Source organism: Streptomyces sp. NPDC001750 (assembly GCF_042892615.1).
GTDB lineage: Bacteria > Actinomycetota > Actinomycetes > Streptomycetales > Streptomycetaceae > Streptomyces.
On sequence record NZ_JBIAUE010000008.1, the window covers coordinates 257,447 to 281,509 of the forward strand.

The following is a 24,063-nucleotide window of genomic DNA, read 5'->3' on the forward strand; positions in this document are numbered from 1 at the left end:
GGCTTCTGCCATGAAGTTGACGTGGGATCAGGGAATGCGGTCGCCGTCGCGACGGAGGGGCGGCGACAACGGCCGGCCGCAGCGCAGGTTCCACCGTCCGGCCCGGCCGCTGAGGCCCGTCAACGTCAGCGGGGCGACGTCCAGCCGCCAGAACGAATCCGTCGGCAGCGCGAGCGCCCGGACGATCAGCGCCCGGATCACCGAGGGTTCGGCGACCACCAGCATCCGGACGTTCCCGTCCTCGGACCGCCCGGCCGCGGAGTCCAGCCAGTCGGCGACCCGGGCGCAGAACCCCGCCAGCGACTCCCCGCCGTGCGGCGCCGCCGAGGGGTCGGTCAGCCACGCCGACACCGCCTCAGGTTCGCTTCCGCTCACCTCCGTCAGTCGCCGCCCGCTCCACCGGCCCAGGTCCCAGCCCCGCAGGGCGGGTTCGGGATCGGCCCGCAGGCCCAGCGCGTCGGCGGTTCCGGCACACCGCTGCGACGGCGCCCGCACATACCGGTCGGCCGCCGGTACCGCCGCGGCGGCGTCCCGGGCCTGCCGGACGCCGGCCGCGTCGAGCGGAGCGTCACCGTCGAAACGGGCCTCACGCAGCGCGGAGTTGAGAGCCGGCGACACCGACATCACATGCACCGTCATGACCGGAACTTCCCCCTGGAACCATGGACACCGAGTGCGCACACCATGGCATGCGGCCCCCGGCCGTCGGCGGAGGGGGCGGTTCCCCACCACGGGACGCAGCGGGCCACCGGCCCCGGGGGATGCCAGGTCCGATCGTCGAAGGGCCCATGGCCGTGCCCGCTCCCAGACGGTATCGTCCGGGGGACATGACGAAGGTGTGACGGAAGTCCGGTGAGAGTCCGGCACGGTCGCGCCACTGTGTACCCGTACCCGTACGGGAAGTCAGACCCAGCACCTTCGCCTCGGCACCACGATCGGGACGCGTGTTCCCCAGGAGGTTCTGCCATGGCACAGACCGCTGCTGTTCCCACCACCGCCGCACCGGCGATCACCCCCATCTCCCTGAAGGCCATCGCCCCCTGGACGGTATTCTTCGGGATCCTCATGCTCGTCCTGCTCTACTTCGTCGGCGCCGAGCAGGGCGCCACCTCGCTCATCTCCGGCACAGGCGTGCACGAGTGGGTCCACGACGGACGCCACCTCCTCGGTTTCCCCTGCCACTGACGTTCCGTCCGAACCAGGGGAGAACCACATGAACTCCATATCCGTCAGAGCCCTGCTCATCCGGGGCATGCTGGCCGGGCTGGTCGCAGGTGCGCTCGCCCTGGCCGTCGCGTACTTCCTCGGGGAGTCCCGGGTGGACGCGGCCATCGCGCTGGAGGAGGCGCACAGCCACGACCACGGCGGCGAGGAACTCGTCAGCCGCACCGTGCAGTCCACCGCCGGGCTCGCCACCGGTCTGCTGGTCTTCGGGGTGGCGATCGGCGGTATCGCCGCCCTCGTCTTCTGCTACGCACTCGGCCGGATCGGCCGCTTCGGGCCGCGTGCCACCGCCGCCCTGGTCGCGGGCGCGGCACTGCTGTCCGTGCACGTCGTCCCGTTCCTGAAGTACCCGGCCAATCCGCCGGCCGTCGGCGACCCCGACACCATCGGCCGGCGCACGGGGCTGTTCTTCCTGATGGTCGCGCTCAGCGTGCTGCTGGCCGTAGCCGCGGTCGTCCTGGCCAGGCGGCTGGCCCCGCACCTGGGGAACTGGAACGCGACGGTGGCCGGGGCCGCCGCGTACGTGGCCGTGATCGGGACCGCCTATGCGTTCCTGCCCTCGTTCAACGAGGTCGGGCCGGACTTCCCGGCGACCCTGCTGTGGGAGTTCCGTCTGGCGACCCTCGCCGTACAGGCCACCCTGTGGGTCGTCTTCGGGCTCGTCTTCGGCCACCTGACACAACGGCTCCTCGTCCCGGCCGCCGACGCGGTCGGGGCCGGGGGCGCGCCGGGGCGTGCCGCCGCGGTGGCCGGCTGACCACCTCCGTCGACACCAGCGGCGATCGGCGCCCGCCGGAATCACCGGTGGGCGCCGATGCGTCCCCGTGCCATACCGCCGACGCCGGACCGGCCGGACGGCTCACCGCCCGGCCGCCCCGACAGCCTCGCGTCCCGTCCGGCGGATGCCTCGTCCCGGGACGCGACCGTTCCGTCCCGCTCAGTGGCTGATGCGGCCCGGCTCGGTGTCGAAGTCACCGGAGAACGCCGCCGCCATCCGCAGATGGCCGGACGCCTCCGCGTCCCGCCCCTGGCGCTCCAGCGTGCGCCCGAGCATCAGCCGGGCGTAGGGCTCCACCGGGTCGCGCTCCAGCACCGCGCGCAGTTCCTCCTCCGCCCTGCGAAGCCGCGCCGAGTGGTAGTAGGCGCGGGCCAGCAGCAGCCGCGGCGACACCTGCTCCGGCACCTCCTCGACCAGCCCTTCGAGGATCCGGGCGGCGGTCATGTACTCCTTGGTCTCGAAGAACATCTGCGCGCGGTCCCAGCGGTCCGCGGCCGTCCCGTACTCGAAATAGCCGTTGCTCATGTGATCTCCTCGTTCACGGACCGTTCGTGGAGCGCCCCGGTCCCGTCCGGTCCCGGACCGGACGTCCGGCGTGCCCGGCAGTTGCTCCAACCCGGCATGATGATTGAATATTCCACTAAGTCGTCGGCGTGGGTACCGGCACCCCCGGGCGCCCACGGGAATAGGTTGAGCGCCATGAGCAATCTCGATCGCCAGGCCGTGCCCTCCGTCTGCGGAGGACGGGGTTTCGTCGTAGCCGAGCCCGTACGTGAACTCCTCGCACCCCGCCACGTCCAGCTGGGGGAGTCCACCGAGGTGCGCAGGCTGCTGCCCAACCTGGGCCGCCGGATGGTCGGCGCGTGGGCCTTCGTCGATCACTACGGCCCCGACGACATCGCCGACGAGCCCGGGATGCAGGTGCCGCCCCACCCCCACATGGGACTGCAGACGGTCAGCTGGCTGCACGAGGGCGAGGTCCTGCACCGCGACAGCCTCGGCAGCCTTCAGACGATCCGCCCCCGCGAGCTGGGCCTGATGACCTCGGGCCGGGCCATCAGCCACTCCGAGGAGAGCCCGAAGAGTCACGCCAGGTTTCTGCACGGTGCCCAGCTCTGGGTCGCCCTGCCGGACACGCACCGTCACGTCGAGCCGCACTTCCAGCACCACACCGACCTGCCGGTCGTCACCGCCCCCGGTCTCACGGCCACGCTGATCCTGGGCGGGCTCGACGGAGCCGTCTCGCCCGGCACCGCCTACACCCCCATCGTCGGTGCCGACCTCGCCCTCACCGCCGGTGCCGACGTCCGCGTGCCGCTCGAACCGGACTTCGAGTACGCGGTGCTGGCGATGTCCGGGCAGACGGAGGTCGACGGCGTGCCCGTCCTTCCCGGCTCCATGCTCTACCTCGGCTGCGGGCGCCGCGAACTGCCCGTGCGCGCGGACTCCGACGCGGGCCTCATGCTCCTGGGCGGCGAGCCGTTCGAGGAGGAGCTCCTCATGTGGTGGAACTTCATCGGCCGCACCCAGGAGGAGATCGAGGCGGCCAGGCAGGACTGGACGGAGGGCTCCCGCTTCGGCGAGGTGCACGGCTACGACGGCGGTCGCCTGTCGGCCCCCGAACTGCCGCCGGTGCCCCTGAAGCCGCGGGGAAGGGTGCGCTGACCCGGGGGTTCGTCGTCCAACTCGGTACCTGGAGCCGGCTTGCCGGGACAGACGTTCGCGTGGCCGGCGAAGTGCTTTCGCACCGCCCGGCCCCGGTGCGCTTACCGGGGACCCCGTCGGCTCGACGGCGCCCCGCGCCCGCCTGGAGCGAGACGAGGCCCGGTCGGGGTTGCGCTTCGACAACTCGGAGCCGCGCCTCGACCGCGTGGAGGAACGAGGAGGGCGCAGCGGACGCCATCGCGTTCATCGGGGCGGGCGGCGGGCTCGTCGCGGCCGTGTCGTCCTGCCGGTCGGGTGAATCGCGTACCGGGCCGGTTCGACCCCGCGGTTCACGACCGTGCCGGGCTCCCCGGACGGCGCTAACGTCGAGGCGTTCCCGATCCCCATCCGTCGCGGTGGCCGTGCTCCCGGCCCGGGCGGAGAACGGCGACGACCAGATGAACGTCCCTCTCGTTCCCACGCTCATCGTCACGGCCCGCGGATGACGACCCCGCTGCCGCAACTGGCGGCACAGCTCCGGGCCGGTCTCGATCCGCTCCTCCCCGTCCTCGCGGGCCTGCCCGACGACGCCACCCGCAGACAACGTCTCGCGCAGGCGCTCGGCCTTCCCGGCGGCGCCCTGACCCCGGACGCGCTGCTCGTACGGCTCGCCCTGCCTGACGCCGCGTCCCACGGGGACGTGTGGCCGGTGCTCGTCGAGCTGCTGCGGACGGCGGTCGTGCAGTCGCCGCCCACCTGGCAACTGGTCATCCAGGACGTCCTCACCCTGGGCCCCGGTCCGGTGCCGACGCCGACCACCACGACCCTCCCCCCGACGCTCGGCCTCTCGTTCGACCTGACCGGCGCGCTGACCCTCGTACCCGGTCTGGCCGTGCGCGACGGGATCAGCCTCGCGCTCTTTCTGCCCTCCGCCACGCCCGACGACTGCTCGCTCACCTTCCGGGCAGACGGCATCGGCCTGGCGCTCACCGGCGACGCGCTGCTCGGTCTCCTCGTCCCCAGCGGCCTCGCCCTCCAGGGCAGCCTCGGGGTCCGGCTCGACAAGAACGGGATGCGGCTCGAAGGCGGCGCCGCCGGCAAGGGCGTCGCGATTCCGCTGAACAAGGCGCCGTCCGTGCTGCGCGCTCCCTCGTTGTACGTGTCCGCCCGGGACGGCGGACTCCGGCTCGACGCGTCGTTCGGCGCCTCGCTGCTCGGCCTCGGCGACGCGACCGTCGACGGCGTCGGCCTCGACATCAGCCCGAGCGGCGGGGGATTCACGGCGACCCCCGTCGCGCCGACGGGCTTCGGGCTCACCCTCGACGTCGGCCCGGCCAAGGGCGGCGGGTTCCTCGCCGTGCACGACGGCCGGTACGAGGGTGCGCTCTCGCTCAGCCTGGGCGTCGTCGAGGTGCGGGCGTTCGGGATCCTGGACACCCGCCCGGTGTCGGTCCTCGTCGTGCTGAGCGCCCTGTTCACCCCGCCCATCGAGCTCGGCCTCGCCGTCACCCTCAACGCCGTCGGGGGGCTCCTCGGCATCGGCCGCGCACTCGACCAGGCCGGCCTCGCGCAGGTCGTCCAGGCCGGTCATGTCGACGACCTGCTCTTCCCCGCGGACCCCGCGGCCGCGGCGCCGCGCATCCTGGCCACCCTGGGCACGGTCTTCCCCGTCCGCCCCGGCAGCACGGTCGTCGGCCCGATGTTCCGGATCGGCTGGGGCCGCCCGGTCTCGTTCGTCACCGCCGACATCGGGGTGGTGCTCGAACTTCCCAGTGGCGTGGTGGGTATCCTCGGCCGACTCCGGGTCGCCCTGCCCGCTCCCCAGGCACCGGTCCTCGACCTGCGGGCCTCGGTCGCGGGCGTCGTCGACGCCGCGAACGGCCTCATCGAGATCATCGCCGACCTGGCCGGCTCCCGGCTTCTCACCGCCTCCGTCGAGGGCGGTCTCGCGCTGCGCGTGAAGAGCGGGCAGGACGCGACCTTCATCCTCAGCGCCGGCGGCTTCCACCCCCGCTTCACCCCGCCCGCCGGCTTCCCGACCCCGAAGCGCCTGACCATCGCGATCGCGAACAGCCCCCTGCTGCGGGTCGTGTTCTCCGGCTACTTCGCCGTCACCCCGGGCACCGTCCAGGCGGGCGCGGAGCTGTCCGCCGTCATCGGCTCCCGCAGCACCGGTGTCACCGGACGGCTGTCCTTCGACGCGCTGGTGCGCTGGGAGCCCAGCTTCGGCGTCCAGCTCGACCTGGGCGGCTCCTTCGAACTGCGCTTCGCCTCCCGGACCCTGTGCTCGGTCGGGCTGCGCGTCCACGTGGACGGACCGACGCCGTGCTGGCACGTCGCCGGCCGGGCCAGCGTGTCCCTTCTCTTCTTCGACGTCAGCTTCCCCTTCGACGAGCGCTGGGACTGCACCGGCGAGACCGCCCTTGCGCCGCCCCCGGACGTCTGCCGGCTCCTGGAGCAGGCGCTGGACGACCCGCGCAGCTGGGAGCCGGTCCTGCCGGAGGGGACGCGCACGATGGTGTCGCTGCGCGCCGACGACGCGGCCGGCGGGCGGCTGCTGCATCCGCTCGGCCGACTCCGGTTCAGCCAGCGCACGGTCCCGCTGGGCATCGAGGTGGTCCGGTACGGGCCGGGCCGGCTGCCCCAGCCGACCACGTTCGGCGTCGCCGTGACGTTCGCCGGCGGGGCGGGCACCGCGCGGCCGGTCGAGGAGGACTTCGCGCGCGCCGACTTCTTCGATCTCACGGACGACGAGAAGCTCACCCAGCCGGCCTTCGAACAGCTCTGCTCGGGCAGCGAACTGACCCCGCCCGCACCCGCGGTGACCGCCCCCCAGTACTCGGTGCCGGTGGAGTACGAGACCAAGTGGCTCGGCGGCCCGGTCAGCACCCCCAAACCCCCGTGGCGGATCACCGACGCGGCCTTCACCGCGGCACTCCCCTTCGGGGCCGTGGGCCGCAGCCTCGTACACGCGCTGGCCGGCCGTTATGTCGCGCCGCCCATCACGACACCGGACAAACCGGTCCTCAAGGACCGCTCGTACGCGATCGTCCGGACCGGCACCCTCAAGGACGCCGGATTCCTGCGGACGTCCACCTTCACCGAAGCCACCGCCCAGCTGAAGACCGTGTCGGGCCGGTCCGCGCTGCACCAGGTCGTGCCCGCATACGAGGTGAGGCCATGACCACGTACACCTTCGCGTCCTGGGCCCGGGCCGGCGCCGCCGCCTCCCTGGCCGACCCGGACGACCTGGGCCGCACCACGCCGGTACGGGGCGCGCTGGCGGCCACCGCCTCGGTGAACGGCAGGCCCGGGCGATCGGTGCCGGTCCCGACGCTGCAGTTGTACGGGCCCGGCGACGTACGGGCGATCGACCCCAAGGAGATCGTGCGGCTCTTCCCGTTGCCGGGAACACCGGACGCCGAGACCACCCGCTTTCCGATGGTGGAGTTCGAACGGACCGAACTGCCCTGGCTGTTCACCCCGCTGACGCAGGGACCCACCGGGGCCCTGCGCCCCTGGCTCGCGCTGGTCTGCGTGCCGCAGTCGAAGGGCCGGCCCCGGCACGGCCCCGGCGTCCCGCTGCCCGTCCTGCGCGTCGAGGGCGGCGAACTGCCCGACCCGGCGACCCTCCACCTCTGGGCGCACGCCCAGACGCTGCCGGGCCACGAGACCGACCCCCGGCGGTCCGTGTCCCGGCTGCTCGCCCCGCGCCGCCTGCTGCCGTACACCAGCTACACCGCCTGTCTCGTACCCGCCTTCGAGGCCGGGCGGCTGGCCGGGCTCGGGCAGCCCCTGGACGGTGCGGGCCTGGCACCCGCCTGGGGCCCCGGGGCGGAGACGCGCGATCTGCCGGTCTACTTCTCCTGGACGTTCGCCACCGCCGAGGGCGGCGACTTCGAGACACTGGCCGACCGGTTGCGGGCCCGCCCGCTGCCCGCGCACGCGGGCCGCAGGCCGCTCGACATCAGCCGCCCGGGACTGTTCGCCACCGGCCCCGGGCCGGTCGTCCAGGAGGTGGAGAGTGCCCTGCGCGCCCCCGCCACCCCGGCGCCGGACCCCTGGCCCGTCGGCCCGCAGAGCGCGCAGTGGCAGCAGCGGCTCGCCGACGCACTCGTGCCGATCGCGGACGGCACGGGCGACGAGGACCCCGACGTCCTGCCCCCGCTGTACGGAGGCTTCCACGCGCTGCGCAAGCGCGCCGACCCCGCGTCGCAGGGCTGGCTCGACACCCTCAACCTCGACCCGCGGTGCCGGGTCGCGGCCGGGCTCGGCGCCCGCGCCGTCCAGGCCGACCAGGAGGCCCTCATGGCCTCGGCGTGGCGGCAGCTCGCCGACGTCCGCGCCGCGAACCGGGTGATCGACCTGGGCCGGTTCGCCCGGCTGATCGCCAGCCGGCTGCACCTGAAGCATGTCAAGCCGCTCTCCGCCGACGAGGTACTGCGCCTGGTCACCCCGCTGCAGAGCCGGCTCCCGCTGGCCGCGGACACCACCCTGTGGTCCTCGATCCGGTCGAGTCTGCTCCCCAACGCCATGGCCACCACCTCCTTCTTCCGCACGGTGCGCCCGATGGGAGTGCTCAGCAGGCGGGTGGCGCGCTCCGCTGGGCTCGCGGCCGGACGGGCGGTGGACGCCTCACAGCCGCCGCCGTTCGCCACCGTGCTGACCTCGGTCGCGGCGTCCCCCACCGGACTCGCCGTCACCCCCCGGGACCCGGACGGCGCGGTGGGCTTCAGCGTGGCGCCCGAGCAGGTCGTGGCCCCCGAGCGGCTGGACGCCGTACGGAAGGTCTTCGCGCCCGCGGACGGGGCACCGGACGCCTGGAAGCAGATCGCCACCGACGCGGCCGGACGTTTCCTGAAACGGCAGGTGACCACCGAACAACTCGCCGCCACGCCGCCGGTGCCCGCCGTCGCGCTCAACCGCGCGTTCCGCATCCCGGACCTGCCCGAGGCCGAGGCTCCCGCGGACTTCCTGGCCCGGACCACGGTGACCCCGGAGGGCGACCTGGTCTTCCCCAGCGGCCGGACCGGTCCGGCCGGCCTCGGCCTGTTCACCGAGCAGCCGGACCCCGTCACGACGCGGGGGAGCTTCACCGGCCAGTGGATCGGGCCGTGGGACTCGGTGGCCCACGGGGACGCCGCGGGCTACTGGAAGGGCTCCTGCCACGGCAACTGGGACATGGGGGGCGGCAGGTCGGGCAGTTGGAAGGGCGACTACGTGGGCGCCTGGAGCGTCAAGTCCGGTGCGGACGGCGGCGACCCCACCTGGCTCGCGCTGTACACGGGGACGTGGGAGTCCGATGCGGAGAGCGGGACCTGGCGCGGTGTGTGCACCGGAACGTGGACCGAGGGCAACAACACCTCCGACGGCGTCTTCACCGGGACCTGGCGGTCCACCGTCCGCCATGGCACGTTCCGGGGCAGCTGCCCGGGCACCTGGGACTGGGTCCCGAGCGGCGACAGCGGCCAGTGGTGGGCGGACTGCTTCGGCACCCTCCAGATGACCGGCGACGGCCCGGGAGGGGAACAGGATCCCTGGGACACCTCCGTCATCAAGGGCCTCGTCGACCAGTGGGGCGAATCCGGAAAGCTCGGTCTCGGCGTCTTCACCGACCCGGACGTCCTCGCCGGGCAGCAGGACCAGCTGCCCGTCCCCGTCGTGGTCGGCGCCGGGCCCGAGGACCTGAGGGACATGGTCGTCTCGGCGCACGACCGGGTGCTCAAGCCCTCGGACGCGCCACCGGTCCCGCACCGGGACAGCTTCCCCGCCCAGCAGACCCAGCAGACGATCGTGGACCTCACGGACCCCGCCGTCACCGTGCCCGCGGTCGTGGGCGCGCGCGTGGACCGGCCGGACGGCGGCGACCCGGAGACCCCGGTGCAGTGGGCGCCGGTCTTCACCGACGCCATGTGGCCCCCGCTGTCGGCGCGGTCCACCGAGTGGATGTTCGGCGGGCTGGACCACGTCCCGGCGGACACGGCGGTCCTCGCGCTCACCAACGCCGCCTTCGTCGCCGCGTACATGGTCGGCCTCAACCACGAGTTCGCCCGCGAGCTGCGCTGGCGCGAATATCCGACCGACCAGCGCGGCACGTACTTCGCCTCGTTCTGGGGGTACGGAACGGACCTGCCGCCGCTGCACACCTGGCAGCTCGACCTGCCGCTGGGGGCGCACCTGACCGCCCCGCCCGACCGCGTCGTGCTGCTCCTGCGCAGCGCGCTGCTGCGCCGCTACCCCGGGGCGATCATCTACGCGGCGCCGCTGAACGGCACCGACCCCGACGAGGACCATGCCCGCCATCCGATCTTCCGCGGCGGCCTGGACCCCGACACGGCCATGCTGGGCTTCGACCTCACCGAGGCCGAACTCACGGCATCCCCGTGGTGCTTCGTGATCGCCGAGCAGCCGACCGAGCCCCGGTTCGGGCTCGACGATCCCAATCCCGCCTACGGCTGGGGCAGCACCTACCAGGCGCCGGACACCCCGGGGGACGAGGCGGACGACTGGAACAACCTCAGCTGGACCCACCTCTTCGACTCCGAGACGGCGTACCTGGCCGCCACCCACGCCCCGGGCGCCGTGCGTCCCAACGTCGCCTACAACGGTCTCGTGTGGGGCACCAGCGCCGCGGGGACCGCCCGACAGTGCTTCCAACAGCCCGTCAGGATCGTGCTGCCCGCCGAGCGACTGCTGCATCCCGAGGAGAACGACCGATGACAGAACTCGGCGCGCTGCGCCGGGCCGTGGCCGAGGCCGAGGAGCACCGTGCGCTGCTCGGCGCTCACGCCACCGCCGACGACCGCCGGGCCGCCTACATCCGGCTGGAGAAGGCCCGGCGGGCCCTGGACGCGGAGGTGCGCGCCTTCGCCGGGCAGGGCTTCGCCCCGCTCCTCGCCGGGCTCGACCCCGAGGTGCCGCTCGTGCTCATGCCCGTTCGGCTGGAGACGAGGCTGCGGCTCGGCGGCGGAGGGACGGACGTACCGGCGGCGCACGGGCCGGAAACCGCCGGCCCGACGGCGCACGGACACGGGGCGCACGGCCAAGGGCACCGGGCGCACCGGCGGCGGGCCGACGGGACGGCGACCGACGGTACGGCGGGAGACACACTGCTCGTCCGTGTCTTCCCCGACGACATCCACGTCGACTCCCACGAACCCCTGCCGACCGACGCAGAGGTTCAGGAGGGCCGCCGCTACTGGCGGACCGTGTGGCGGGCCGGCCGCACGGAGAACGCGGACGGCGACCGCGCGCGGCTGCTGCTCGCCGCCTGGGGACAGGTGGCCGGGACGCTCGGCGTCGAGCGGGCCCGGTGGCTAGTCCGGCTGCTCACCCCGCTGTCGGACACCCGGCCGCAGGCACCGGTTCCGGGCACCGATCCGGTGCCGGAGCCGGACTGGCCGGCCGTACCGGTGCGCGCGCGGGGCTGGAACCGGGCGGCGACCGCCTCGACCCTGCCGGACCAGTTCGTCGTACGGGCCTACCAGGGCGACGTGCTGGTCGGCGAGGAGCAGGGCAAACCGGTCCCGGACGTGGTGCAGATGGGCCCCGACCCGGACGCCGTGCCCCCGTCGAGCGGCCTGCCCCTCGACCCGGGGCTGCGCTGGCTGACGGAGTACACCGAGGCGGAGGCAAACGGGCTCGCCGTCACCGTGCCACTGCGCGCCGACCGGGGCTACGACCGGACCCGGGAACCCCTGCTCACCCGCGTGGTCGTGTTCGGCGTGTCCGCCACCCTCACGCCCGAGGCGTCCGCCGACCGGCTCGCCCGCCTGCTGTCCGGGCGCGACGGCGACGGCGAGGCCGCCTTCGTGCCGCAGGGCACGGCCACCAACCTCCTCGCGGGCGACGAGAGGGCGTCGCCCGCGCCGCCCGACGTCGACCGGCTGCTCGGCGCCACCCCCGTCGCCGCGCCCGACCCCTGGGCCAACAGCGCCCGTACCGCCGCCGCGCTCGGCGTGCCGGCCGGCCCCCTCGCCGCGCTGCCCGGCGGCGACGAACCGGAGCAGGCCGACGCGCGCGCCCTGCAGATCGCCCTGTGGAGCGCCACCGGCGACTTCTACCTCGACGAACTCCTGGAGAGCGACCAGGGAACCACGGAACTCCCCGTCGACCGGAGCTGGCTGCGCCGCCACCACATCGAGCACGTTCGGGCCCGCGGCCCGCTGCCGGTTCTGCGGATCGGCAGACAGCCGTACGGCCTGCTGCCGGTCACCGCCACCGCGCGGTGGCAGGCGGACGCCCTCGAGCCATCGGGCCTCGCCGGACTGCACCGCGTGCTCGGCGTGCTGCGCCCGTTCTGGGAGGCGGGCGTCGGCACCCTGCCCCGGGTCGGCGGCCCCGACCAGCCCGGGGACACCCTGCCGCTCCCCAAGCCCGAGCGCGACGTCCTGCGCGCCCTGGGCATGGCCCCGGTGTCGCAGACGGTGTCGGTCCGGTCCGTCCAGGGCGGGCTGCTCGCCTGCTTCAAGGACATCGGACTCGGTCTGGCCGGCCTCGACTTCACCACCACCGGCTTCTGCATGGGCGACACCCCGGAGGACGTGCAGTCCCGCGCCCTCGACGAGGCCCTGGGCATCACCTACCGGCCGCGGATCAGTCACCACGTCAACGGCGCGGCCACCCGGCTCTGGCTGCCCTCCGTGCGGCCGAACCTGCCCGAGGGCCAGGACCCGGTCGCGGCGCTGACGGACTTCCTGAACGGGGTCGTCACACGCTTCGACACGCTCAAACTGGTCGTCGGCAACCAGGAGGCGCGCACCCTCCTGGAGGCGCTGCTGAAGCACACCGCCAACCTGGAGTACGGGCGGGCCGCCGCCGGGGTCAAGGACCCGGAGGAGGTCCAGGCCCGGTTGCGGTTCGCCCAGGTGCTGTTCAATCCCGACAAGTTGCTGCCCACACTCAGCGCGTCCGGCCTGAAGGCGAAGCCCTTCACCCTCGGCACGATCATGCAGCTGCCCGCGCCCGCATCCACGACCAGGCCCGCGCCCGCATCCACGACCAGGCCCGCGCCCGCACACACGACCGGGCCCGCGACCGACGGGGGGCAGGGCGTCGATCCGGCTCCGACGGTTTTCCAGACCATCCTCGACGCCCGCACGGCCATGGCCGGTCAGGTCATCGAGGCGGTGACCCGGAACCGCGGGGTGCTCACCCTGACCGGCACCGAACGGCCCTGGAGCGTCCGGCTCGCGGAGATCGACGCGGCCCTGCAATACCTCGCGGGACGGGTGACGGACTGGAACGCCCGCGGGGACGCCTTCGGCCCCCTGGAGCGGCTGCTCGGCGAATGCCTCGACCTGGTCTCCCACCGCCTCGACGCCTGGATCGGCTCCCTGGCCACCGCCCGGCTCGCCGCGCTGCGCGAGAGACGCCCGACCGGGGTGCAACTGGGCGCCTACGGCTGGGTGGAGAACCTCTCGCCGCGCACCGAACCGCTCAGCCGGGGCTGGGTGCTCGCGCCCTCGCTCCCGCAGGCCGCCACCGCCGCCGTCCTGCGCAGCGGCGCCCTGTCGCATCCCACCGACCCCGGCGCCTTCGCGGTCGACCTCTCCTCACGGCGGATGCGGGTGGCCATGAGCGTCCTCGACGGGGTCGCCCAGGGGCAGCCCTTCGGGGCACTGCTCGGCTACCGGCTGGAGCGACGGCTGCACGACGAGGGCGAGGCGCCCGGCTCGACGCTGGTGCTCGACCGGTTCGTCGCCCCGCTGCGCGCCAAGTGGTCGGTGCAGGGCGTGCAGCACCCGGGCACGGGAGCCCAGGAGTTCATCGGCGCCCACGACGTCACCGACGGCGCGCGGCTCGCCGACGTGCCCGAGGACGACGTCATCGCGTATCTGCGGGCGAACTCGGGCGACCCGCGGATGAGCGGCCCGGAGGAGCAGGCCGTCCGGCGGAACCTCGCGGCGCTGCGCGACGACCTCGACGCCGTCGGGGACCTGCTGCTCGCCGAGAGCGTCCACCAGCTGACCCAGGGCAACCCGGACCGGGCCGGCGCCACCCTGGAGTCGCTGGCCGCCGGCGGACAGCCGCCACCGCGGCCCCAGGTGCTCGACACACCGCGCCGGGGCGTCTCGGTGGCCCACCGAGTCCTGGTCGTCGTGCCGGAGGGGGCGCCGCGTGCGACGGGCTGGGACAGCACACCGCAGACCGACCGGCCACGGGCGCAGGCCGAGCCGCGGCTCGACACCTGGGCCGGGCACCAGCTCGGCACCACCGACCGGATCAGACTCCGGGCCGCCTGGCTGCGCCCCGGCCAGGAGGACGCGCCGGGGGTGGCCACCGTCACCGAGCACGCCTGGCCCCTCACCGGGCACTGCGCGCTCGACGTGGTGGCGCTCGCCGCCGGGGGCAGGCTGCGGGCCGCGCTCACCTCCGCGCTCCTCCCGCAGCGGCCGCCGAACGTGCCCGCCGACGCCCTTCCCGTCCTGCGCACGGACCGGGGCGCGGGCTGGTCTCGGACGACCCTGGACATCCTCCAGACGGAAGCGCTCGGCTCGGCGGTCGCCGGGGTGCTCGCGGCCGGCCGGCCCGGCACCGCGGCCGACCTGGCCCACGCGTACACCGCACCGTCGGACGCGGTGGACCCGGAGTTGCACGCCCGGGCGGAGCAGGCTCGCGTCGCCCTCCAGGCCGCCGTGACCGCGCAGGACCTGGACGAGCTCGCCGCGTTCGGGGTGACCGGGCCGCCGGCCGGAACCGCGGAGGAGCGGGCCGATCAACTGGCCGCCGCGCTGCGCGAGGGCCGGACGCGGCTGGCGGCGGCGGACGCGGCGGCGACGCCCGCCGGGCCGCGGGCCGACAGCGCGGTCCTGGAGGCGGTCTTCGGGTCCGGCTTCCGTGCCGTGAGCCTGGTGACGCCGCCCGACGCGGCGGCGCTCGACGCCTCCTTCGGCACCGGACTCGACCGCGGCGGCGATCCCACGCTCGTGCCGGGCGACTGGGCGGAACTGATGGGCACGGTCCGTGCGGGTACCGGCGCCCTCGCCGACCTGCTGCTGCACACCGGGGCCGCGGCGACCGGCATCGGCCACACCCTGCGCATCGGCCAGATGCCCTTCGCGCCCGACGACCGCTGGGTGGGCGCCCCGCGCACCTCCGACGACGACGAGGAGAAACCGGCCACCGGTCTGGTGGTGCACGGCCCGGCCCAGTCGCTCGCCTCGGGAAGCGCCGCCGTACTCGTGGTCGATGCCTGGTCGGACCTGATCCCCGCTCAGCAGCACACGGCGGGCGCCACCTTCCACTTCGACGCGCCCGGTGCGCGCGCCCCACAGGCCGTACTCCTGGCCGTACCGCCGGTGGTCGGCCGGCCCTGGACCCCGGACGTGCTCGCCGACACCATCGGTGAAGCGCTCGACCTGGCGAAGCTGCGTCTGGTGGACCTGGACGCGCTCGGCTGGCTGGGGCGCTACCTGCCCGCCGCCTATCTGCCCGAGTCGGCGATGGGGACGGCGCCCAGCGTGCACATGAAGGACCTGATGATGCGGCCGGATCTGGCCACGGTCATGGCGCAGCTGATCAAGAAGGAGTCCTGATGACGTTCGACGTCATGGCCTTCGGCCAGTTCCACCGCGTGGAACCGGTGGTCCGGCCGAGCGGCACCGGCGGTCAGCTCGACGAGGCCCTCGCCGCCCGGGTCGCCGACCCGCTCTTCCTGCTCGCCCGGCAGTGGCAACTGGCGGAGTTCGCGGGCGAGGACACCGGTTCGCCCGTCAGGTGCCGGATCAGTGCCGAGAGCACCCCGCTCGACGCGTTCCGCGCGGGCGGCGACGCGCCGGGCGTCAGCCTGCCGAAGGGCATGCCGCTGGAGTACCTGGCGGAGGCCGGGGCCGCACCGGGCGAGGCCCTCCAGGGGCTGCCGCTGCGAGCCGCCGCCCGGGCCGGCCGGCGCTTCCTCGACACGTTGCGCACCCAGAGCCTTCCGGGCACCGTCCTGGACCAGATCGACGCGGCGGTGCTCGCCAAAGCGCCGCTGCCCGGGCCGCCCGCGAACCCGGACGACGATCCGCTGCGGCGCGACCCGGGCGGGCGGGCCCTGCGCGACGTGCTCGCCGAGCGGGCGCCCGACGGCGTCGCGCTCGCCGGGTACCTGGACGGCGGCTGGCGCCCGCCGGGGCTCACCGGCGCCCAGCGGACCGCCTTCGACCAGGCGGCACAGCTGTGGCGGGACTGGTTCCGGGCCCGGTACCAGCCGCCGGTGGCGTCGAGCTGGGTACGGGAACGGCTGGAGCACCGCTTCGCGGTCACGGCGGCGCCGGGCGGGCGGCCCGTGACGCTGACGGCGCCCGAGTACACCGGCGGCACCGCCGACACATACCAGTTCGACCTCGACGTCGGTACGACACCGCTGCCCGAACCGGACGGCGGCACGCCCGCGGAGGTGCTGCCCACCCGGGTCACGTATCCGGGCATGCCGGCCGAGCGCTGGTGGGAGTTCGAGGACACGACGGTCAATCTGCCCGCCATCGGGGCGGGCGTGCCGGACCTGGCACGGCTGCTGGTCGTCGAGTTCGCGAACATCTACGGCAACGACCACTGGATGGTCCCGGTGGAACTGGCCACGAGCGCGCTGCACCGGATCGCCGGGCTCACGGTCGTCGACACCTTCGAGGACGAGACGACCGTCCACCCCGTCGAGGACGACCACTGGTCGGTGTTCCGGCTGACGAACGCCCAGGACGGCACGCCCGGACCGCCGTTGCTTCCGCTGCTGCCGTCCGCCTCGGCGCGCCTGGAGGGCACCGCCGTGGAGGAGGTGCTGTTCGCCCGCGACGAGATGGCCAACCTGGGGTTCGCGATCGAGCGGACGGTGCAGAGCGCCACCGGCCGGCCGCGGGCGCGCGGCGACGAACCACCCGACGACGATCCACAGGTGCCGCCGACCGACCCGACGGCGCTCGCCTACCGGCTGGTCACGGCGGTCCCGGCGCACTGGATCCCGCTGGTGCCGGTGCCGCTGGCGACGGGCTCCGCGGCGGTGTGCCTGCGACGCGGACAGATCCCCCGGTTCGGTCCGGACGGCACCCGGCTGCCGCAGCTCAAGGCGGCCGGCCGGATCCTGGAGCCGGAGGCGAAACGGGTGTTCTTCCGCGACGAGGAGGTCCCGCGCTCCGGAGTGACGGCCGGCCGGGTGCCGGTGGTGGCGCGCGGCGAGGACGGCCGGACCTACCCGTGGGTGGGCCGACGGGTCAGGGCCGGCCGGGGCGAGGCGTCCAGCGCACTCGCGTTCGACGGCGCCGTACCACCCGGGGGGACGTCGGGATGAAGGCGAACATGTACGCGATGGCGATGGCCGTGACCTCCGACGCGGTGGAGATCGTCGCGACGGACTCCACCGGACGGCTGTTTCGCTGGGACCGGGTGGGCGAGACCCTCCTGGCCGGTCCGGTGCCCCTGGTGCCCCACACGATCTGGGGCATGGTGCTGACGCCCGACGACCGGGAGGTCGTCACCGCGTCCAGCGACGGCATGGTGGGCCGCTGGGACCGGCTGACCGGCCTCTCCGTGGCCGCGCCGATCGCCGCCCACGAGGGCCCGGTCCTGGCCCTGGCCCGTACCCGCGACGGCGACGAGATCGTCTCCGCCTCCCAGGACGGCACGGTCCGCCGCTGGCAACGGTCCACCGGAGCGCCGCTCGGCGAGCCGCTGCGCGGACACACCGGCACGGTGCAGGCGGTCGCCGTCACCCCCGACGACGAAGAGATCGTCTCGGGCGGGGTGGACGGCACCGTACGACGCTGGGACCGGACATCCGGCACACCGATCGGCGGGCCGCTGCTCGGCCACGGCGGTCCCGCCCAGGTCCTCTCGGCGGGCTCCGCCGGGCGGCGGTTCGCCTCCGGCGGCATCGACGGCACGGTGCGCCGCTGGGACCGCGACACCGGGCGGCAGGTCGGTGGCCCGCTGGTGACGGGCTCACCGGTGCGGTCGCTCGTGCTGACCGCGGACGGCGAGATCATCGCCGGCTGCGCCGATGGCACTCTGCACCGATGGGACGCGAACGGACAACTCGTCGGAGCGGTCCTCCAGGCCCACGGCGACGCCATCTGGGCCATGGCGACGACGCCGGACGAGTCCGAGCTGATCACGGCCGGCTGGGACACGATCATCCTGCGATGGGAGCGGATCGCGGGGGTGCCGCTCCGGCCGGCGCGGGCGGAGACCCGGATCGAGTCCGTGCCGCGCATGGAGCTCCGTGGCAGTACGCCCTTCTGACCCCTCTCCTCTGTTTCGACGGGAGCCTCGATGCCGGCCATCTCCATCGACACCTCGCAGTTGACCTACCCCTTCGTCGCCGTCTCCGGAGCCGGCGGCGGGGCCCGGCACGGACTTCGGGACGGTCTCGTCGACGGGGCGGCCGATCCGCCGCCCGAGGTACGGCTGCCCGTCGGCTCGGGTTACCGGCTGCGGCTCGGCGAAGGCACGACCGCCGCCGTCGTCTTCGACGTACGCGGCAACGGCACGCTGGACTTCGCTCCGGAGTACGACGCCTTCCTCGCCGGCCGCGGCACGCGGCGGCTGGCCGTACGCGGGGTGCCGGTCCTCGTCGACGCCCGGGGCCTGGACCATCCGCTCACCCCGGACCTGCCGGGCGCGGCTCCGCTGGCGTCGGACCGGACGCACGAGCTGCGGCTGCTGCCTGCTCCGGGGTACCGGCTGCGGGTCGAGGCGGGCACCGCCGAGGGCGGCCTCGGCTTCTCCGTCACATCCGGTGGAAAGGTCCGGCTCACGCCCGAATCGGCTGGTTTTGCCCAGGCCGTCGAGAACACCCTGACGGTCCGGGGACGCACCGTCACCATCGATGGTCGCGGCCTCTCCCACGGCCTGCTGCCGGTCGGCGTTCCGGACGCCGCCGCGGGGGCCTTTCTTCCCCCGGTCACCGTGCACCGGCTCACGCTGCTCCCGGCCGCCGGGTACGTCTTCCACGCGGGCCCCGGCGTGCCGGCCGACTTCTCGTACACGGTCCGTCCCGACGGGACGGTGGACTACGACATGTCCTGCGACCGGTTCCTGACGGGGCGCGGCACGGACACCCTCGTCGTGGGCGGCTTCCCGGTGGTCCTGTCCGCGGCCGATGCGGACAGCGACCTCCTCGGTCTCGCGGCCCTCGACGGCCGGCCGGATCCGGCGCCCCGCGCCCCCCGCGAACTGACCGCCGTCCTCGTGCCGGCGAAGGGCTATCAGCCGCGTACCGTGCACGGCGTGTGCAGCGGCTTCCGCGTCGCCCGCGACGGCACCCTGAGCGTCGATCCGGCGGACGCCGATTCCTACGGCGCCAGGACCGTCGGCCTCGCGACGGCCGTGACGGTCCGGATCGCCCGCACGGTGCCCGGCGGACCGGCGCCCCGCGGCAACGTGACCTTCACGACGGACGGGCGGCTCCTCGGCACGGTCCCCCTGGACGAGGTGGGCCTGGCGAGCCTGCGCACGGCGGCCGTGCCGAGGGGCGTCCGGGAGGTCGTCGTCGCGTACGAAGGGGACGGCGAGCACCGCCCGTGCACCGCGATGCTTCCGCTGCCGGACGGGGAACGGCGGCCGTACGGGCCCTAACCGGTGGGCGGCTCCTCGGGGTTGGGGACCGGAGGGGACTCGCTGACGATCCGCTTGCCGTCCAGGGTGTAGTCGCGGTGCCGCCGCCGGGGCGTGTAGCCCTCGGGGCAGAGCCTTCGGCCCGCCACGGCCTCCGAGGCCGGGGACGGCGGGGGCATCGGTGCGTCGGGCGGCGGTGGCGCCGCGGTGCGATCCCTCACCAGGTCGATCCGGACGCACTCGACGTCCGGATCCACCTCGGAGGGAATCACCTCGGGGCGGTCGTCCCTCGCCGGGTTGTCACTCGACGCCACCTGGTCCTCCCCAGTAGAAGTTCGATCCCCAGGTCGTCGTCCCGGAGAAGTCGGCCGCGATCTGATAGGCGTTCGGGTTGGTCTGCGAGGGATAGCCCACCAGCGGCTGCATCGTGCCGGCCGCGTCGGACTGGTAGGCCATGTTGCGCATGTAGGCGGCGTGGCTCCAGCCCTCGTACGGGAAGTGCCCGCTGCCCATCTGGGTCCAGGTGGCTTCGGGGTGGTGGACGAGGTCGTCGTCGATCTCACCGCCCCAGTCGACGACCCCCGCCTGGTTGTACAGCCCCGAGGCGTTGAACAGGCTGCGCGGGTAGCCGCCCATCCATTCGTTGCCGATGCGGACCCACCACTTGTCCAGGTACAGCATGACCTTGATGGACAGTTCGTACTGGTCGCCGCCGTAGACGCTCTCCGCCATCCGTATGCCGGGGTAGACCGTGCTCGACAGTTGCTCCCAGCCCTTGACGTCCCGGTTGTAGCCGCCGAGGTAGTCGCCGCTCTGCGTGTAGTTGTTGGTGGTGTAGAAGATGAACAGATGCGGATACCAGTCGCCGTAGAGGTCGTAGTAGGTCTGCACGCCCACCTCGACGGTCTGCACGTCGGTTCCGACCCCTGATCCCCCCACCACCCACAGCTGGCCCAGGGAGAACTCGTTCGACCACTGGACGTAGGGTCGCCATGTGTTGATGACGCCCTCCGTGCCGTAGTGGAACACCGGCTGGCGGGCGTGTGCGTACTTGTGCACGTCGGGGGCGACGGCGGGCGAGGTGAAGCCGAGGTCGTCCGGCGGAGTGGTCCGCTTCGCGTAGGACCCCTTCGCCAGATAGTCCTGCAGGGTACCGACCGGGGTGATGCGGTCCAGCGGCTTGCGCAGCATCGGGACGGTGCCGGGCGGGCCGGTCTCGGCGTCAGGGTCGGGCGATTCGAACGGCTGCGAGAGCCCGGGACGGTCGGAGTCGTACGGCCGCTCCGGCGGTTCGACGTCGGGTGGTTCGCCGCGGCAGTCGGCAGGGACCCAGTCGAGTTCGTCCCCGTCGGCCGTCGTGGTGCGGGCGACGGCCTCGCGCCGGGCGTACTGGTCCTTGAAGTACTGCCGGATCTCCTCCAACCGCTCTTCGTCCGCGCGATCCAGGTCCCGGCCGGCTCTCGGCCGGGGCGGGGTCCGGGGCGCGTCGGGGTTGCGCAGAATCCTGCCGGCTTTCATCGCTCTCTCCTAGATGATCGTTCGCGGTGGCGACGTCGGGGTGGTCGAACGAGGTCGCCGTGGTCCATCGGTGTCGAAGAGACCGGGGCCGAAGTCCCGGGACAACCGACCCGAGGCGGGTCGTCCTGTCGTAGATGTTTCCGGCCACGAGGACATGTCCCGGGAACCGGGCGGCGGTCGGTTCGGCGTCCGCCGTCGTGACGAAGCCCAGCGTGGCGTCGTTCAGCCGGATGTCGCCGATATCGCGGAACAGATCCACGGATGGCATACTGCGCCACCTCGTCTCAGCTCCACGTTGGGCACGTCGTTCCATGGTGGTGCCCTCGGATGCGGGCGGCACATCGGTGCGCGGGAGTTCGGTGTGGCCAGGGCGTATGGTGGGGGGACTTCCTCCCGCCGTCGTTCGCGTCTCGCACCGCTCGATGTCCTGTTCCAGCAGCGGCTCACGTGGCCGCTTCCCACCGTCCTCCGGACCCATCCGCCGGGATGGCGGAGCCGGGCCGCGTGGGCTCGTGCCCAGGAGGTCCGCCCACAGGCATCTCGCCGGTGTCGAGTGCGGGCGGGGAGGTCGCGAACACGACCGACCGCTGATGTCCATTCTCCTCCCACCCGGAGGCAGGCGCAGCTCGATGCCTGCGCGGTCGTCTCCGGACGGGCCACAGCGATGCAACCCCTTCGGGTCGGCTTCAGGATTTCTCGTCGCCCTGCCGTGTCCCCGCCCGTGTGGCGCCGCCCGGCCCGTCGCCCGCCTCGTCCGAGCCGCCGCCGACGACCGTGCAGTGCAGCGAGTTGTCCAGCACATCGGCCACGATCGTGTCGCCGGGTCCGGCATCGCCGCCCAGCAGCAGCGACGCGATGCGGTTGTCGAGCTCCGACTGGATCGTGCGCCTGAGCGGGCGGGCGCCGAACTCCGGCTGGTGGCCGTGGGCGATCAGCAGCTTCTTGGCGGCCTCCGTCACCTCCAGCTCCAAGCCCTGCGCGTGGACCCGGCGCCTGCTCTGCTCGAGCAGGTGGTCCACGATCCGTGCCAGGTCGTCCTCACCGAGACCGTGGAAGATGATGATGTCGTCGATGCGGTTGAGGAACTCGGGCAGGAACCGCGTCCGCAGCTCGCCCATCAACTCGTCCCTGAGCTCCGACACATCGCCCCTGTGATCGAGGATGCGATGCGCACCGATGTTGGACGTCATGATGACGACACAGTGCCGGAAGTCGACGGTGCGGCCCTGGGCGTCCGTCAGCCGTCCGTCGTCGAGGATCTGCAGCAGCGTGTTGAAGACATCGGGGTGCGCCTTCTCCACCTCGTCGAACAGGACCACGCTGTAGGGCCGGCGCCGGACCTTCTCGGTGAGCTGGCCCGCCTCCTCGTACCCGACGTATCCCGGCGGCGCACCGACCAGCCGGGCGACCGTGTGCTTCTCCTGGAACTCGCTCATGTCGAAGCGGACCATACGGTTCTCGTCACCGAACAGCAGCTCCGCGAGTGTCTTGGCCAGTTCGGTCTTGCCCACGCCGGTGGGGCCGAGGAAGAGGAAGGAACCCACGGGGCGATTCGGGTCGCCCATGCCCGACCGGCTGCGGCGCACCGCCTGCGAGACCGCGGTGACCGCCTCGTCCTGGCCGACGATGCGGGAGTGCATCTCCTCCTCCAGCTTGAGGAGCTTCTCCTTCTCACCGGCCGTGAGCTGGGAGACCGGGATGCCGGTGCGCCGGGAGACCACGTCCGCGATGTCGCGGGCGGTGACGGAGACGACGCCCTCGCGGCGTTCCTCGATGCCCGCGAGCTCGCCCTCGACCTCGGCGATCTCCCTCTTCAGCTCCGCCGCCCTGTCGAAGTCCTCGGCCGACACGGCCTGATCCTGTTCCCGCCGCAGCTTGGCGATCCGGTCCTCGCGGCTGACGACCTCGGTGGAACGGCTCGCGCTGCGCAGCCGCACCCGCGCGCCCGTCTGGTCCATCACGTCGATCGCCTTGTCGGGCAGGAACCGGTCGCTGATGTAGCGGTCGGAGAGCTCCGCCGCGGCGGCCAGCGCGCCGTCGGCGAACCGGACCTGGTGGTGCGCCTCGTACGCGTCGCGCAGCCCCTCCAGGATCTGCACCGTCTCCTCCACGGTCGGCTCCGGCACCAACACCGGCTGGAAGCGCCGTTCGAGCGCGGCGTCCTTCTCGACGTGCTTGCGGTACTCGTCGATCGTCGTCGCACCCACCACGTGCAGTTCGCCGCGCGCGAGGGCGGGCTTGAGCATGTTGCCCGCGTCCATGGAACCCTCGCCCGTCGCGCCCGCGCCGACGACCGTGTGCAGTTCGTCGATGAACAGGATGATGTCCCCGCCCGCCGTCCGGACGTCCTCGATGACCTTCTTCAGACGTTCCTCGAACTGGCCCCGGTACTGCGCCCCGGCCACCAGACCCGACAGATCGAGCGAGACCACCCTCTTGTCCTTCAGGGCCTCGGGGACCTCGCCGGCCACGATGCGCTGGGCCAGCCCCTCGACGATCGCGGTCTTGCCGACCCCCGGTTCCCCGATGAGCACGGGATTGTTCTTGGACCGCCGCGAGAGGATCTCGACGGTCTGCTCGATCTCCTCGGCCCGCCCGACCACCGGGTCGAGCTTCCCCGTCTTCGCCTCCTCCGTCAGGTCGCGTCCGTACTCGTCGAGGGTGGTGGCGGGTTTCTTTGCCTCGGCCGGCGCCCCGTTCGCCCGGGCCGTGTGCTCCGTGAGGTCCACCAGCTTTCCGACGTCCTGGCCCTCCGCCCCCAGCAGGCGCGAGGCGCCCGAGTCGGGGTCGTCCAGCAGCGCGCCGAGGATGTGCTCGGGACCGATGTAGGACACACCGGCCGCCTGCGAGCGGGCGTACGCGGCGGTGAGGGTGCGCTTGGCGGCGGGGGTGAGACCCGGTTCCGCGGACGGTTCGCCCGATTCCCGGGGAAGGATCTCCGCGATCCGGGACGCGAGCGCCTCCGGGTCCGTGCCCGCCTGGGCGAGCAGCGTACGCGCCGGGTCGACGTTGGTGGCCGCCCACAGCAGGTGCTCCGTGTCGAGGTCGGACGTCCCGTCCTCCATCGCCCGCTGCCCGGCCAGATTGAGGAGGCGCAGCGAGGACTCGGTCAGCAGCCGTCCGATCGGGACTCGCTGCACCGCCGGGGGCGACGACGCGGGCGACATACCGAAGAACCGGTTCAGCAGATCGCTGAACGGGTCGGACGAGCCGAAACCGAATGACGACATCGACATGGCAGCTCCTGGTACGGCGACGGTTTCCCTCCACCAAATCGCGATGCCACGTATGCCGCAAGCGGGGCTAATGTCCAAGAAATGCGGACGAATTCCCCGCCCTTCGATGCGCCGCCGTCAGGGGGGACCGCC

The 24,063-nt window shown here is 73.4% G+C and carries 14 protein-coding genes; 9 read left to right on the forward strand and 5 right to left on the reverse strand.

The features are described 5' to 3' along the window. Window positions 1-27 precede the first annotated feature (27 nt). Window positions 28-639, reverse strand: coding sequence for a histidine phosphatase family protein (locus ACFYY6_RS16030; protein ID WP_389193604.1), 612 nt, complete (start codon window positions 637-639; stop codon window positions 28-30). A 327-nt stretch (window positions 640-966) separates the two neighbouring features. On the opposite strand from ACFYY6_RS16030, the gene ACFYY6_RS16035 reads away from it, so the two are divergent. Further along, a complete protein-coding gene (locus tag ACFYY6_RS16035; RefSeq protein WP_389193607.1) occupies window positions 967-1,185 on the forward strand; it encodes a CbtB domain-containing protein in 219 nt (72 codons plus the stop codon). Between the two features lie 28 nt (window positions 1,186-1,213). Next, window positions 1,214-1,981, forward strand: a complete 768-nt coding sequence (locus ACFYY6_RS16040; RefSeq protein WP_389193610.1) for a CbtA family protein — start codon at window positions 1,214-1,216, stop codon at window positions 1,979-1,981. A gap of 180 nt (window positions 1,982-2,161) precedes the next feature. Here ACFYY6_RS16040 and ACFYY6_RS16045 read toward each other — a convergent pair whose 3' ends face one another. Beyond that, the gene (locus tag ACFYY6_RS16045; RefSeq protein ID WP_351631336.1) at window positions 2,162-2,527 is read right to left on the reverse strand and encodes a tetratricopeptide repeat protein; all 366 of its coding nucleotides are present in this window, start codon (window positions 2,525-2,527) and stop codon (window positions 2,162-2,164) included. 174 nt (window positions 2,528-2,701) lie between these two features. Between ACFYY6_RS16045 and ACFYY6_RS16050 the strand changes: the two genes are divergently transcribed. The 7 genes from ACFYY6_RS16050 to ACFYY6_RS16080 all read left to right on the forward strand — a co-directional run bounded on the left by ACFYY6_RS16050 (window position 2,702) and on the right by ACFYY6_RS16080 (window position 19,198). Continuing rightward, complete coding sequence (locus tag ACFYY6_RS16050; protein ID WP_351521102.1) at window positions 2,702-3,667, forward strand: pirin family protein; 966 nt, start codon at window positions 2,702-2,704, stop codon at window positions 3,665-3,667. A gap of 481 nt (window positions 3,668-4,148) precedes the next feature. Then, a complete protein-coding gene (locus tag ACFYY6_RS16055) occupies window positions 4,149-6,830 on the forward strand; it encodes a DUF6603 domain-containing protein (protein ID WP_389193613.1) in 2,682 nt (893 codons plus the stop codon). Next, window positions 6,827-10,366 (forward strand): hypothetical protein, encoded by a 3,540-nt coding sequence (locus ACFYY6_RS16060; protein ID WP_389193616.1) that lies wholly within the window; start codon window positions 6,827-6,829, stop codon window positions 10,364-10,366. The genes ACFYY6_RS16055 and ACFYY6_RS16060 overlap by 4 nt, the downstream gene beginning before the upstream one ends. Then, window positions 10,363-15,183, forward strand: a complete 4,821-nt coding sequence (locus ACFYY6_RS16065; protein WP_389193619.1) for a hypothetical protein — start codon at window positions 10,363-10,365, stop codon at window positions 15,181-15,183. Before ACFYY6_RS16060 ends, ACFYY6_RS16065 begins: the two co-directional genes overlap by 4 nt. Then, entirely contained in the window at window positions 15,183-16,913 is a 1,731-nt protein-coding gene (locus tag ACFYY6_RS16070) for a hypothetical protein (RefSeq protein ID WP_351522633.1), read from the forward strand. Before ACFYY6_RS16065 ends, ACFYY6_RS16070 begins: the two co-directional genes overlap by 1 nt. Continuing rightward, window positions 16,910-17,863: a PQQ-binding-like beta-propeller repeat protein gene (locus tag ACFYY6_RS16075; protein WP_351522631.1), complete on the forward strand. Its 954-nt coding sequence runs from the start codon at window positions 16,910-16,912 to the stop codon at window positions 17,861-17,863. The genes ACFYY6_RS16070 and ACFYY6_RS16075 overlap by 4 nt, the downstream gene beginning before the upstream one ends. 30 nt (window positions 17,864-17,893) lie before the next feature. Further along, window positions 17,894-19,198, forward strand: a complete 1,305-nt coding sequence (locus tag ACFYY6_RS16080; protein WP_351522629.1) for an Ig-like domain-containing protein — start codon at window positions 17,894-17,896, stop codon at window positions 19,196-19,198. Here the strand turns inward: ACFYY6_RS16080 and ACFYY6_RS16085 are convergent. The 3 genes from ACFYY6_RS16085 to ACFYY6_RS16095 all read right to left on the reverse strand — a co-directional run bounded on the left by ACFYY6_RS16085 (window position 19,195) and on the right by ACFYY6_RS16095 (window position 23,931). Continuing rightward, complete coding sequence (locus ACFYY6_RS16085; RefSeq protein WP_351522627.1) at window positions 19,195-19,491, reverse strand: hypothetical protein; 297 nt, start codon at window positions 19,489-19,491, stop codon at window positions 19,195-19,197. The two genes, ACFYY6_RS16080 and ACFYY6_RS16085, sit on opposite strands and share 4 nt — an antisense overlap. Continuing rightward, window positions 19,478-20,695: a neprosin family prolyl endopeptidase gene (locus ACFYY6_RS16090; RefSeq protein ID WP_351522625.1), complete on the reverse strand. Its 1,218-nt coding sequence runs from the start codon at window positions 20,693-20,695 to the stop codon at window positions 19,478-19,480. The genes ACFYY6_RS16085 and ACFYY6_RS16090 overlap by 14 nt, the downstream gene beginning before the upstream one ends. A gap of 686 nt (window positions 20,696-21,381) precedes the next feature. Further along, on the reverse strand, window positions 21,382-23,931 hold the full coding sequence (locus ACFYY6_RS16095; RefSeq protein WP_389193623.1) for an ATP-dependent Clp protease ATP-binding subunit: 2,550 nt from the start codon (window positions 23,929-23,931) through the stop codon (window positions 21,382-21,384). Window positions 23,932-24,063: the final 132 nt, after the last annotated feature.